Annotated in this window: 13 protein-coding genes; 9 read left to right on the forward strand and 4 right to left on the reverse strand. The window is 72.0% G+C overall.

Features of this window, described 5'->3' with window-relative positions:
• Positions 1 to 10: 10 nt before the first annotated feature.
• The 5 genes from ACY34M_RS01835 to ACY34M_RS01855 all read left to right on the forward strand — a co-directional run bounded on the left by ACY34M_RS01835 (position 11) and on the right by ACY34M_RS01855 (position 4,913).
• Positions 11 to 250, forward strand: coding sequence for a hypothetical protein (locus ACY34M_RS01835; RefSeq protein ID WP_462717241.1), 240 nt, complete (start codon positions 11 to 13; stop codon positions 248 to 250).
• A 128-nt stretch (positions 251 to 378) separates the two neighbouring features.
• Complete coding sequence (locus ACY34M_RS01840) at positions 379 to 1,848, forward strand: FAD-dependent monooxygenase (protein ID WP_462717242.1); 1,470 nt, start codon at positions 379 to 381, stop codon at positions 1,846 to 1,848.
• A gap of 55 nt (positions 1,849 to 1,903) precedes the next feature.
• On the forward strand, positions 1,904 to 2,890 hold the full coding sequence (locus ACY34M_RS01845; RefSeq protein ID WP_462717243.1) for a DMT family transporter: 987 nt from the start codon (positions 1,904 to 1,906) through the stop codon (positions 2,888 to 2,890).
• Between the two features lie 48 nt (positions 2,891 to 2,938).
• Entirely contained in the window at positions 2,939 to 3,919 is a 981-nt protein-coding gene (locus ACY34M_RS01850) for an alpha/beta fold hydrolase (RefSeq protein WP_462717244.1), read from the forward strand.
• Positions 3,920 to 3,950: 31 nt separating this feature from the next.
• Positions 3,951 to 4,913, forward strand: a complete 963-nt coding sequence (locus ACY34M_RS01855) for a bile acid:sodium symporter (RefSeq protein ID WP_462717710.1) — start codon at positions 3,951 to 3,953, stop codon at positions 4,911 to 4,913.
• 12 nt (positions 4,914 to 4,925) lie between these two features.
• Here ACY34M_RS01855 and ACY34M_RS01860 read toward each other — a convergent pair whose 3' ends face one another.
• Positions 4,926 to 5,405 carry a GNAT family N-acetyltransferase gene (locus tag ACY34M_RS01860; protein ID WP_462717245.1) on the reverse strand — a complete coding sequence of 160 codons (480 nt, stop codon included), beginning with the start codon at positions 5,403 to 5,405 and terminating at the stop codon, positions 4,926 to 4,928.
• A 44-nt stretch (positions 5,406 to 5,449) separates the two neighbouring features.
• On the opposite strand from ACY34M_RS01860, the gene ACY34M_RS01865 reads away from it, so the two are divergent.
• Positions 5,450 to 6,364 (forward strand): LysR family transcriptional regulator, encoded by a 915-nt coding sequence (locus tag ACY34M_RS01865; protein WP_462717246.1) that lies wholly within the window; start codon positions 5,450 to 5,452, stop codon positions 6,362 to 6,364.
• A 103-nt stretch (positions 6,365 to 6,467) separates the two neighbouring features.
• On the forward strand, positions 6,468 to 7,598 hold the full coding sequence (alc, locus tag ACY34M_RS01870) for an allantoicase (RefSeq protein WP_462717247.1): 1,131 nt from the start codon (positions 6,468 to 6,470) through the stop codon (positions 7,596 to 7,598).
• 22 nt (positions 7,599 to 7,620) lie between these two features.
• Here alc and ACY34M_RS01875 read toward each other — a convergent pair whose 3' ends face one another.
• Positions 7,621 to 7,821 carry a DUF6332 family protein gene (locus ACY34M_RS01875; RefSeq protein WP_462717248.1) on the reverse strand — a complete coding sequence of 67 codons (201 nt, stop codon included), beginning with the start codon at positions 7,819 to 7,821 and terminating at the stop codon, positions 7,621 to 7,623.
• A gap of 75 nt (positions 7,822 to 7,896) precedes the next feature.
• On the reverse strand, positions 7,897 to 10,485 hold the full coding sequence (pepN, locus tag ACY34M_RS01880; RefSeq protein WP_462717249.1) for an aminopeptidase N: 2,589 nt from the start codon (positions 10,483 to 10,485) through the stop codon (positions 7,897 to 7,899).
• 124 nt (positions 10,486 to 10,609) lie between these two features.
• On the opposite strand from pepN, the gene ACY34M_RS01885 reads away from it, so the two are divergent.
• On the forward strand, positions 10,610 to 11,122 hold the full coding sequence (locus ACY34M_RS01885) for a DUF1203 domain-containing protein (RefSeq protein WP_462717250.1): 513 nt from the start codon (positions 10,610 to 10,612) through the stop codon (positions 11,120 to 11,122).
• Between the two features lie 64 nt (positions 11,123 to 11,186).
• Here ACY34M_RS01885 and ACY34M_RS01890 read toward each other — a convergent pair whose 3' ends face one another.
• Complete coding sequence (locus ACY34M_RS01890) at positions 11,187 to 12,206, reverse strand: aspartate-semialdehyde dehydrogenase (protein ID WP_462717251.1); 1,020 nt, start codon at positions 12,204 to 12,206, stop codon at positions 11,187 to 11,189.
• Positions 12,207 to 12,403: 197 nt separating this feature from the next.
• On the opposite strand from ACY34M_RS01890, the gene ACY34M_RS01895 reads away from it, so the two are divergent.
• Positions 12,404 to 12,919: a sigma-70 family RNA polymerase sigma factor gene (locus tag ACY34M_RS01895; RefSeq protein WP_462717252.1), complete on the forward strand. Its 516-nt coding sequence runs from the start codon at positions 12,404 to 12,406 to the stop codon at positions 12,917 to 12,919.

The following is a 12,919-nucleotide window of genomic DNA, read 5'->3' on the forward strand; positions in this document are numbered from 1 at the left end:
CGTTGGGCTCGTGGACAAGAAGAACGCCCTGCGCGCCGGCGCCCTGGCCTCCGGTACGACGCTGATGATGCTGCTCATGTCGTCCCCCGCGCTCGCGCTCACGCGCGACGACGGCGACGACCCGGGTACCGGCCTGAGCGTGATCGAGACGCTCGGCCTGTACGTCGTGACGCCGATCGTCCTGTTCCTGGTGATCGCCGGTCTGGTCGCGCTCGGCGACAAGTCCCGCAAGCAGCAGAAGCAGGGCTGAGGCCCCGGCCTCCCCAAGGTTTCCCCGTCGAGGGCACCCGCCGCGTTCGGTCGCGGCGGGTGCCCTCGACGCGTCTGCGCGGGCAGGATGGGCGGGTCGATCCGGGCGTCACCGCTTCTGGAGGCCTCATGGACAGCACCGGCTCACCGCACAGCACCGGTTCAGTGATCGTGGTCGGCGCGGGCCCGACCGGCCTGCTGCTCGCGGGGGACCTCGCCGCGGCGGGCGTCCCCGTCACCCTCGTCGAACGGCGCCCCCACCAGATCAGCAACCTTTCCCGCGCGTTCGCCGTGCACGCCCGCACGCTGGAACTGCTCGACGCGCGGGGCCTTGCCGACGAGCTGGAGGCGAAGGGCCAACAGCTCCAGCGGCTGCGCCTGTTCGGCAGCCTCTCCCTCGAACTGGCCGAACTGCCCTCGCGTTTCAACCATCTCCTCGTCGTCCCCCAGTACGAGGTCGAGAAGCTTCTCGAACGGCGGGCCGTCGACGCCGGGGTCGGCTTCCTCTACGACACCGAGGTGGTAGGCCTCGCGCAGGACGCGGACGGTGTCACGCTCCACGTACGCGCGGACGGGGAGTCGAGGGACCTGCGCGCGGCGTACGTCGTCGGCGCCGACGGAATGCGCAGCATCGTGCGCTCGGTCGTGGGACTGCCGTTCCCCGGCAGGTCCGTCATCCGCTCGGTGGTCCTCGCCGACGTGCGGCTCGCCGAGCAGCCGGACGACGTGCTCACCGTGAACACGGTCGGCGACGCCTTCGCCTTCATCGCCCCGTTCGGCGACGGCTACTACCGGGTGATCGCCTGGAACCGCGCGCACGACGTGTCGGACGACGCGCCGCTCGACCTCGACGAGGTCAGGGAGACCGCCCGGCTCGCCCTCGGCCGGGACTACGGCATGCACGACGCCCGCTGGATGTCCCGCTTCCACAGCGACGAACGGCAGGCGCCGAAGTACCGCGTCGGCCGGGTGCTGCTGGCCGGGGACGCCGCCCACGTGCACACCCCGGCGGGCGGCCAGGGCATGAACACGGGCATGCAGGACGCCGCGAACCTCGGCTGGAAGCTGGCGGCGGTCGTCGACGGCCGCGCACGCGAGGACCTGCTGGACACGTACGAGGCGGAACGCCGTCCGGTCGGCAAGGCGGTGCTGCGCAGCAGCGGCGGCCTGGTCCGCCTCGCGATGGCCAAGCGTCCCTGGACGCGCGTGGCCCGCTCGGCGGTCACCACGACCGTGCACAGGTCCCGGCCCGCCCGCACCCGCGCGGTCGGCCGGCTGACCGGCATCGGCTTCGCGTACGGGGGACCGCGGGGCGCGCACCGGCTCGTCGGCAGGCGGGTCCCCGACGTGCGGCTCGCCGACGGCACCCGGCTCTACGTGGCGCTGCGCGAGGGCAAGTTCGTGCTCGTCCTGCCGAAGGGGGCGAACGGGGCGGGGGCCGAACTCCTGCCCAAGGAGGCGGCCGTCGTGACGCACTGGGCGAGCGACCGGGACCTGACGCTCCTGGTGCGCCCGGACGGCTATGCGGCGTGGGCGGGAAAGGCCCTCGACCATTCGGAACTGTCGAAAGGTATTGTGCAAAACTTTCGATGGACGTAATGAATAGCGGGATGTGACGGTAGGGCCGTCGAACCCTCCTCCCAGAAGGACACAGATGGCCCTGCTCGACCGCACGCGCACCACGTCCACGCCTGCCACGTCAACGCCCGCCATGCGCAAGGGGGTTGGCGGTGGCATCGGGGCCGGGCTCGCGCTCGCCCTGCTCGCCACGGTCGTCTGGTCCGGCAGCTTCGTCACGGCGCGCGGACTGCACGACAGCGTGCCGCCGATCCAGCACGCGTTCTGGCGCTGGGTGGTGGCGATCGTGGCCGTGGCGCCGTTCGGCGTGCGGGCGGTGTGGCGCGAACGGGCGGCGCTGCGGCGGCACTTCAAGTTCGTGGCGCTGGCCTCGCTGCTCGGCATCGCGACCTACAACACCCTCGTCAACCAGGCGGGGATGACGACCTCCGCGGGCAACATGGGCATGATCATGGCCGCGTCGCCGGTGCTGATGGCGGTCTACGAACGCCTCGGCGGGGCGCGGCTGGGGCCGCGCCGCGTGACCGGCACCCTGATCGCCTGCGCGGGCGTCGTCCTCCTCGTCAGCAAGGGCTCCCTCACGCCCGACTTCGCTCCCGGCGACCTGTGGGTGGTCGCGGCGGCCGTCTGCTTCGGCTCGTACAGCGCCCTGCTGCGCCGCAGGCCGAGCGGGCTCGGCGGCGTCGCCTTCCTGTTCGCGACGTTCGTGCTCGGCGCGCTGATGCTGCTGCCCGTGTACGTGACGAGCGTGGTGGTGCAGGGCGGCTTCGAGGTGCGGGCGGGCACGGCCCTGCCGCTGCTGTACGTGGGCGTGGTGTCGTCGGCGGTCGCCTTCTTCGCGTGGAACAAGGCGATCGCGCTGGTCGGCGCGGCGCGTGCGGGCGTCGTGTACTACCTGCAGCCGGTGTGCGTGGCGGTGCTGTCGTACCTCGTCCTCGGCGAGTCGATGGGGTGGGCGCAGGTGGGATGCATGGCGCTGATCCTGGGCGGGGTGGTGCTGGCCTCGGTCGCCTCGCCGCGATTTGCCGGAACGGCAACAAAGCGGGAGACCGACGGGTCGTGACGGCAGGATCGAAGGGTGCCGCGAAACTCCCCTGAGCTGGAGGAAACGATGCCCGAGCTGCCCGAACCGATCCACCGCCTCGTGCCCTCACCGGCCGGCCGCACCCACCTCGTGGAACAGGGGTCGGGCCCGCTGGTCCTGCTGCTGCACGGCTTCCCGGAGTCCTGGTACTCGTGGCGCCGCCAGCTCCCGGCGATCGCCGCCGCCGGATTCCGGGCCGTCGCGATCGACGTGCGCGGGTACGGGCGTTCGTCGTGGCCGGACGACATCGCCGCCTACCGGATGCTGGAGCTCGTCGAGGACAACGCCGCCGTGGTGCGCGCCCTCGGCGAGGAGTCGGCGATCGTGATCGGCCACGACTGGGGCGCGAACATCGCCGCCACGTCCGCGCTGGTCCACCCCGACGTCTTCCGCGCGGTCGGCCTGCTGAGCGTTCCGTACGCGCCGCGCGGCGGCCCACGGCCCAGCGACGTCTTCGCCGGGATGGGAGGCGGCGAAGAGGAGTTCTACGTCTCGTACTTCCAGGAGCCGGGCCGCGCGGAGGCCGAGATCGAACCGGACGTACGGGGCTGGCTGCGGGGCATCTACGCCGCGCTCTCCGCCGACACGATGCCGGGGGCCGAGGCGCCCGACCCGCACTTCCTCACGCGCGGCGGCCTGCTGCGCGACCGGTTCCCCGCGACGCGCCCCGGCTGGCTGACGGAGGACGAACTCGATGTCTACGCAGGGGAGTTCGAGCGTACGGGGATGAGTGGCGCGCTCGCCCGCTACCGGAACATGGACCGCGACTGGGAGGACCTCGCGGCGTACGACGGCGCCCCGATCACCCAGCCGTCCCTGTTCCTCGGCGGCGGCAGGGACGCCTCCACGGTGTGGCTCTCCGAGGCGATCGACGCGTATCCGAAGACCCTGCCGGGCCTTGTCGGCTCCCACGTCCTCGACGGGGCCGGCCACTGGCTCCAGCAGGAGCGACCGGACGAGGTCAACCGGCTGCTGGTGGAGTGGCTGGGGGAGCTGCGGCGGCCGTAGCCGCGCCGGTTACGGTCGGGGCGTGAGCACGATGCGCGGGGCCCGGGCGGCCGAGGTCATGGAGCGGCACCAGGTCCCCGTCTATCTGGGCGCGCTGGTGGTCGGCGGCCTCGTCGGCCTGGCCGCCCCCGGCGCGGGGCCCGGTCTCGAACACGCCATCAACCCCGTCCTCGCCGCCCTGCTGTACGTGACCTTCCTCCAGGTCCCGGCCGCCGAACTGGTCCGCTCGCTGCGCGCGGGCCGCTTCCTCGCCGCCGCCCTCACCGTCAACTTCGTCGTCGTGCCGCTCGTCGTCGCGGCCCTGTTCGCGTTCCTGCCCGACGACCGGGCGGTCCGCCTCGGCGTGCTGCTCGTGCTGCTCTGCCCGTGCGTCGACTACGTGATCGTCTTCAGCGGACTCGCGGGCGGTGCCGGTCAGCGGCTGCTCGCGGCGACCCCGCTGCTGCTGCTCGCGCAGATGGTGCTGCTGCCCGGGTTCCTGTTCCTGTTCATGGGCTCGGAGCTGAGCGATGTCGTGGCGGCGGGGCCGTTCGTCGAGGCGTTCCTCACCCTGATCGTCGTGCCGCTCGCGCTCGCCTGGCTCACCCAGGCGTGGGCCGCCCGCCGCCCGGCCGGGCAGCGGGTCTCCGACGCCATGGGCACGGCCATGGTGCCGCTCATGGCGGCCACCCTGCTCACGGTCGTCGCCTCCCAGCTCCCCAAGCTGGACGACAACCTCGGGGACGTCGCGCGCGTCGTGCCGTTCTACGCCCTGTTCCTGCTGGTGATGGTGTTCGCGGGGCGCGCCGTGGCCCGCCTGTACCGGCTCGACGTGCCGTCCGGTCGGGCCGTCGTCTTCACCGGCGCCACCCGCAACTCCCTCGTCGTCCTGCCCCTCGCCCTGTCCCTGCCGGACCCGCTGGCCGTCGCGGCCGTGGTCGTCGTCGCCCAGACCCTCGTCGAGGTCGTCGGCATGGTGGTCTGCGTACGGGCGGTGCCGCGGCTGCTCGCCTGAGGCCGAGAGGCGCTAGGGGCTGGTGGAGATCTCCATCAGGGGGAGCGTGCGGCCCGGGATCGAGCCCGAGGCGATCGCGCCCGCGTGCCGCGCGCCCATCGCCTCGTAGAACGGCACGGCGTTGGGGTCCGCGGCCCAGCCGACCTTCCTGAACCGGGCCTCGCGCGCCGTGTCCCGCACGTGCTCGAAGAGCAGCCTGCCGACCCCGAAGCCCATCGCGCCGGGGTCCACGAACATCAGGCCCAGCTCGCCGACCGGCGGCGCCCCTTCGAGCGTCACCAGGCCGAGGACCCGGCCGTCCGCGTCCTCAGCGACGGTCGTGCGGCGGCGCGTGACGTCGGCGGGGCGCAGCGTCAGCTCCTCCACGCACGCCTTCATGAACGCCTCGTCGTAGCCCCAGTGCGCCTTGGACCGCAGGGCGAGCGCGGAGAGCGGCGCCGCCTCGTCGGGGCGGGCCGGGCGCAGGCGCGGGAAGTGTTCGGTACGAGCCATGGGGTCAGCGTAGGACGGGCGGGGGAGCGGCTACGTTGTGGCGTATGAGCAGCGAGAAACGAGTGCCGGGGCCCGACCGGTGGGACGTGAAGAAGCTGGTGATCCTGCGCACCCTGCGGGAGTGCGGCACCGTCACCGCCACCGCGCGGACGCTGCTCATGACGCCGTCCGCCGTCTCGCAGCAGCTCACCAACCTCGCCAAGCAGCTCGGCGTGCCGCTCCTGGAGGCGCAGGGGCGGCGGGTGCGGCTGACCGACGCCGCGCAGCTCGTGCTGCGGCACGCGGAGGCCGTCTTCGCCCAGCTGGAGCGGGCGGACGCCGAGTTGGCGCAGTGGGTGCACGGCGAGACCGGGACCGTGCGGGTCGCCGCGTTCTCCACCGCCGTGCCCGCGCTCGTCGTGCCCGCCGTGCGGCAGTTGCGCACCGCCCACCCCGGCGTCACCGTCCGGGTGCGGGAGGCGGAGGCCGGGCAGGCGTACGAGCTGCTCGCCACCGGTGACGTGGACCTCGCGCTGTCGCTGGCCGCGCACGCGCCGACCGCCCGCGACCCCAAGTTCACCCGGGTGCCGCTGCTCGCCGATCCGCTGGACGTCGCGCTGCCGGTGGGGCACCCGCTGGCCGCCGAGCCGGGGCTGCGGCTCGCCGATCTCGCCGGAGAGCCGTGGATCTTCGGCGGGTCGGGGCCCTGGTCGGAGATCACGACGAACGCGTGCGAGGCCGCCGGTTTCGTGCCGGAGCAGGCGCACAGCGCGGCCGGGTGGACCGCGATCCTCGCCATGGTCGAGGCCGGGATGGGCGTCGCGCTGGTGCCGCGGATGGCGGCGGCGCGCCGGGACGGCGTCGTGATGTGCCCGCTCGGCGCGGACCGTCCCGTACGGCATGTGGTGGCGGCCGTACGGAAGGGCTCGGAGGAGGGGACGGCGGTACGGCGGGTCCTGGAGGCGCTGACCGTTCAGTAGAACCGAGCAGTGGAACCGTTCAGCGGAATCGTTCAGTAAAACTGAAATACCACCTCGAAAACTTTCGATGGACCTGTGGCCTGTCGCGCGCGACAGTGAGCCCATGACCCAGACGACACCCGCCCAGGACCAGGACCCGCACGCCAACGACGCCGCCCCTTACGGAGGCGGCGACCCGTACGCCGACTACCGCACCTTCGGGGACGCCGACGCCTTCACCGAGCTCGTCGACCTCGCCGACCGGCGGCTCGGCGGCGGTGTCATCGCCGCGAACGACGAGTTCTTCGCGATGCGCGAGAACCTGCTGCTGCGCGAGCGCGCCGTCTTCGACCCGGAGCACTTCGGGCACAAGGGCAAGGTCATGGACGGCTGGGAGACCCGCAGGCGGAGGGGGACTGCGGACTCCCCGTTCCCGGCGCCCGAGGACCACGACTGGGCGATCGTCCGGCTCGGCGCGCCCGGCGTGATCCGCGGCGTGATCGTCGACACCGCCCACTTCCGCGGCAACTACCCGCAGAAGGTGAGCATCCAGGCGACGAACGTGGCCGGCAGCCCCGGCCCCGACGAGCTGCTCGCCGCCGACGTGAAGTGGGAGGAGGTCGTCCCGAAGAGCCAGGTCAAGGGCCACGCGGCGAACGCCTTCACCGTGACGTCGGAGCGCCGCTACACGCACATCCGCGTCTGCCAGCACCCCGACGGCGGCATCGCCCGCCTGCGCGTGCACGGCGAGGTCGTCCCGGACCCCGAGTGGCTCGACCTGCTCGGCACGTTCGACCTGGCGTCGGTGCTCAACGGCGGCACCTACGAGGACGCGTCCGACAAGTTCTACTCGTCGCCGACGCAGATCATCCTGCCCGGCACGTCCCGCAAGATGGACGACGGCTGGGAGAACCGCCGCCGCCGCGTGCACGGCACGAACGACTGGGTCCGCTTCCGGCTCGCCGCGCAGGGCACCATCCGCGCCGTCGAGATCGACACGGCGTACCTGAAGGGCAACTCGGCCGGCTGGATAGCCCTGAGCGGCCGGGACGGCGAGACGGGCGAGTGGTTCGAGATCATCCCCCGTACGAAGCTGCAGCCCGACACGCTGCACCGCTTCGCGCTCCCGACCGAGGCCGTCGCCACCCACGTACGCCTCGACGCGTTCCCCGACGGGGGCGTGGCCCGGATGCGCGTGCACGGCAGCCTGACGGAGACGGGCCGCAAGGCGCTCCGCGACCGCTTCACGCAGTAACCAACCGGGTCCGTACGGGACTTCACCGCCCGAGGCGGCGCTCCCGGTCGAAACGGCGCAGCACACGCACGATGTGTGCCGCGCCGACCAGACCGCCGAGCGTCAGCCCGTACGGCGTGAGAGGCACCGTCATCGCAACGGCGACCACGGTCACCGCGACGGCGATCACCGCACCGCTCACCAACGCGTAGACGATTTCCACCGTCATCGCGTCCTTCTCCACCCGTGACTCCCGACCGGCCCCCATGCACGCAATGTTCGCACGCGTGCACGGGGGCCGGATCAGGTTCGGGAGCGGTTACGCGTCCGCGCTCTGCGCCTTCAGCGCCCGCTCCACACCGGCCCGCGACTCCGAGACGAGGCGCCGCAGCGCCGCGCTCGGCTGCGCCGAGGCCAGCCACTCGTCCGTCGCGGCCAGCGTCTCCCGCGACACCTGGATCGCCGGGTAGAGGCCGATCGCGATCTGCTGCGCCATCTCGTGGGAGCGGGAGTCCCACACGCCCTTGAGCGCCTGGAAGTACTTCTCCGTGTACGGAGCGAGCAGTTCGCGCTGGTCGGTCTGGACGAAGCCGCCGATCACCGCTTCCTGCACCGCGTTCGGCAGCTTGTCGGTCTCGACGACCGAGGCCCACGCCTCCGCCTTGGCCTCGGCGGTCGGCCGCGCGGCGCGGGCGCTGGCGGCGTGCCGCTCACCGGCCGCCGTCCTGTCCCGCTCGTACTCCGCGCCGATCTCCGCCTCGTCGTAGCGCCCGACCGCCGCGAGCCGCTGGACGAACGCCCAGCGCAGCTCCGTGTCGACGGCGAGCCCCTCGATCGACTCGCGGCCCTCCAGCAGGGCGTCGAGCAGGTCGAGCTGCTCCGGCGTGCGGGCCGCGGCGGCGAACGCGCGGGCCCACGCCAGCTGGTGGTCGCTGCCCGGCTCGGCCGTCCGCAGGTGGGTGAGGGCCGCCTCGGTCCAGCGGGCGAGCAGCGCGTCCCGGTGGGCGGGCGCCGAGTACAGCTCAAGCGCGAGCTTCACCTGGCGGTGCAGCGACTGCACGACGCCGATGTCGGACTCCTTGGCCACGCCCGACAGGACGAGGTCGAGGTACGCGCTCGTCGACAGCTCCGCGTCCCGCGTCATGTCCCAGGCCGAGGCCCAGCACAGGGCGCGCGGCAGCGAGGCCTCGAAGTCGCCGAGGTGCTCCGTGACGAAGGACAGGGACTCCTCGTCGAGACGGACCTTCGCGTACGACAGGTCGTCGTCGTTGAGCAGGATCACCGCGGGGCGGCGCTTGCCGACCAGCTGCGGCACCTGCGTCGACTCCGTGGCCGTGACGTCGAGTTCGATGCGCTCGCCGCGCAGCAGCTTGCCGCTCGCGGTGCCTGTGTCCGGAGCGGACAGGTCGTAGAAGCCGATCGCGATGCGGTGCGGCCGCAGCGTCGCCTCGCCCTTGGCGCCCTCGGGAAGGGCCGGGGCCTCCTGGCGGACGGCGAAGGCGGTGATCACGCCGTTCGCGTCGGTCTCGATCTCCGGGCGCAGGACGTTGATGCCGGCCGTCTCCAGCCACGCCTTCGACCAGGACTTCAGGTCCCGCCCGCTGGTCTCCTCAAGGGCGCCCAGCAGATCGCTCAGCCGCGTGTTGCCGAACGCGTGCCGCTTGAAGTACGCCTGCACGCCCTGGAAGAACTCGTCCATGCCGACGTACGCGACGAGCTGCTTCAGGACGCTCGCGCCCTTCGCGTACGTGATGCCGTCGAAGTTCACCAGCACGTCGTCGAGGTCGCTGATGTCCGCCATGATCGGGTGCGTGGACGGCAGCTGGTCCTGCCGGTACGCCCACGTCTTCATCTGGTTGGCGAACGTCGTCCACGAGTGCGGCCACTTCGAGCCCGGCGCGTACGCCTGGCAGGCGGCCTCGGCGAACGTGGCGAACGACTCGTTCAGCCACAGGTCGTTCCACCACTCCATGGTGACCAGGTCGCCGAACCACATGTGGGCCAGCTCGTGCAGGATCGTCGCGGCCCGGCCCTCGTAGGCGGCGTCGGTCACCTTCGAGCGGAACACGTACTGGTCGCGGATGGTCACCGCGCCCGCGTTCTCCATCGCGCCCGCGTTGAACTCCGGCACGAAGAGCTGGTCGTACTTGGCGAACGGGTACGCGTAGTCGAACTTCTCCTGGAACCAGTCGAAGCCCTGCCGCGTGACCTCGAAGATCGCGTCGGAGTCGAGGTACTCGGCGAGCGAGGGCCGGCAGTAGATGCCCAGCGGCACGCTCTGCCCGGTCTCCGCGTTCTCGTAACTGGAGTGCACCGAGTGGTACGGGCCGACGATCAGCGCCGTGATGTACGACGAGATGCGCGGCGTCGGCTCGAAGGCCCAGACGTCGTCCTTGGGCTCCGGCGTCGGCGAGTTGGAGATCACGGTCCAGCCGCTCGGCGCCTTCACCGTGAACCGGAAGGTCCCCTTGAGGTCCGGCTGCTCGAACGAGGCGAACACGCGACGGGCGTCGGGCACCTCGAACTGCGTGTACAGGTAGGCCTGTTGGTCGACGGGATCGACGAACCGGTGCAGACCCTCACCCGTGTTCGTGTACGCGCAGTCGGCGACGACCTTCAGCTCGTTCGGCCCCGACTCCAGATGCGGCAGGGCGATCCGCGAGTCCCGGAAAACGGCGGCGACGTCCAACGACCGGCCGTTGAGCACGACCTCGTGCACGGCGTCGGCGATGAGATCGATGAAGGACTCGGCGCCCGCCTCCGCGCTGTCGAAGCGCACGGTGGTCGCGGACCGGAACGTGCCGCCTTCCTGCGCGCCGGAGAGGTCGAGATCGATCTCGTACGAGTCAACGGTGAGCAGCTTCGCCCGCTGCTGCGCCTCTTCACGGGTCAGATTGGTGCCAGGCACGCGGTCATCTCCTATTAAGCGGTCTACGTTTGTGACGTTTCCGGTCATCCTTCCACGCGGGGTACGCGAAGGCGATGTCCGTTTCCCGCCGGTGAACACGCGTGACCGGAGCGACGGTGGAGCCATGACCAGGTACACCGCGCTTCCCATCGGCCCGACCGCCCTCAAGGAACTCCGCACGACGGACGACGCGGGCCACGCCCCACGTCCGTACACCGTGACCGGCGACGCCTCGGCCGGCTCGCCGCTGCGCTGCTGTCTGCGGCCCGCCGCCGAGGGCGAGCGCATCGCCCTCGTCTCGTACGCGCCCCTGCGCCGCTGGGCCGCCGAGACGGGCGCGGACCCCGGCGCGTACGACGAGCAGGGCCCGGTCTTCATCCACGCCGAGGACTGCGGCGGCCCGTCCCCGGACCCGACCGGCTACCCCTTCGCCCGCCCCGGCGCGCTGCGCGCCCTGCGCCGCTACGACGCCCGCGGCCGCATCGCGGGCGGCCGACTCCTGGAGATCCCGGCGGACGGACCGACGGCCGGCATCGACGCGGCCCTCGACGAGGCGTTCGCCGACCCGGACGTGGTGCTCGTGCACGTCAGGGCCGTCGAGTACGGCTGCCTGCACTTCGCGGTGGCGCGCCCCTGACCCCGAACGCGCGAGGGGCGGCCACCGGACACCGGTGACCGCCCCTACGGCGACGTAAAGCGGCTTACTTGGCCGACAGCTCCTGCGCGACCAGCTCCGCGATCTGCACCGCGTTCAGCGCGGCGCCCTTGCGGAGGTTGTCGTTGGAGATGAACAGCGCCAGGCCGTTCTCCAGCGTCTCGTCGCCCCGGATGCGGCCCACGTACGACGCGTCCTTGCCGGCCGCCTGCAGCGGCGTCGGGATGTCGGAGAGCTCGACGCCGGGGGCGGAGCCGAGGATCTCGGTGGCGCGCTCCGGGCTGATCGGGCGGGCGAACCGGGCGTTGACCTGGAGGGAGTGGCCCGAGAAGACCGGGACGCGCACGCAGGTGCCCGAGACCTTCAGCTCCGGGATCTCCAGGATCTTGCGGGACTCGTTGCGGAGCTTCTGCTCCTCGTCCGTCTCGTTCAGACCGTCGTCGACGATCGAGCCGGCCATCGGCAGCACGTTGAACGCGATGGGGCGCTTGTAGACGTTCGGCTCGGGGAAGTCGACGGCCTCGCCGTCGTGCGTCAGCTTGTCGGCCTCCGCGATCACCTTCTGTGCCTGGCCGTGCAGCTCCGCCACGCCCGCGAGACCGGAACCGGACACCGCCTGGTACGTGGCGACGGTCAGGGCCTCCAGGCCCGCCTCGTCGTGCAGCGGACGCAGCACCGGCATCGCGGCCATCGTCGTGCAGTTCGGGTTCGCGATGATGCCCTTGGGGCGGTTCGCGATCGCGTGCGGGTTGACCTCGGAGACGACCAGCGGCACCTCGGGGTGCTTGCGCCATGCCGAGGAGTTGTCGATCACGACGGGGCCCTGGGCGGCGACCTTCTCGGCGAGGGCCTTGGAGGTGGCGCCACCGGCGGAGAACAGCACGATGTCGAGTCCGCTGTAGTCGGCCGTCGAGGCGTCCTCGATCGTCACGCCGTCCAGCACCTTGCCGGCGCTGCGGGCCGAGGCGAACAGGCGCAGCTCGTCGACCGGGAAGTCCCGCTCGACGAGGATCTTGCGCATGACCGTGCCGACCTGACCGGTGGCTCCGACGATTCCGACCTTCACAGGGTCCTCCGTGATTTTCGTGCAAGCGGCCATCCGGCCTGGCGGGTGTGTCCATGATGCGTCTGTCCAGGCCCGCCTTGTCCAATCCATTGTCCGGGTTCCGGGACGGTATGGCGCTGGCCACAGTTTCAGGGCCCCTCGGTGAACGTTTCCGGCGCTCCCGGCGTCGTAGGGCGTACGCGGGGAGGGGAGGCGCAGTGCTGCGCAGAAAACCGAGGGGGCGGCCGGACGACCCCCTGGACGCGGCCGTCGAGGACCGGGTGCGGGCCGTCCTTTCGCTGGGCGGCGTGCCGTACGCGGACCTGCCGGACGGCGTGCAGCAGGTGCGCCTGCGGCTCCTGGAGCGGGCCGCGAAGGGGCAGGACGCGCCCCGCGACGTCTCCGCCTGGGCGGCGGTCGTCGCGTCCAACCTCGCGATGGACTGGCACCGGGCGCGGCGCCGCCAGGAACGCCTCGGCGAGCGGCTCGCCGCGCTGCGCCAGGAGGACGCGCGGGACGCCGCCGACACGCGCGTGCTGTCGATGGCGGTGGCCCAGGGCCTCGACCAGCTGCCGGACGAGCAGCGGCAGGTGGTGGTGCTGCGCTTCTACGCGGATCTGCCCGTGCGGGACATCGCGGCGGAACTGGGCGTGCCCGAGGGCACCGTCAAGAGCCGCCTGCACACGGCGGTGCGGATGCTGCGGGTGCGGCTGCGCGAAGGGGAGGTGGTGTGA

The organism is Streptomyces sp. EDA2-14 (assembly GCF_054963755.1).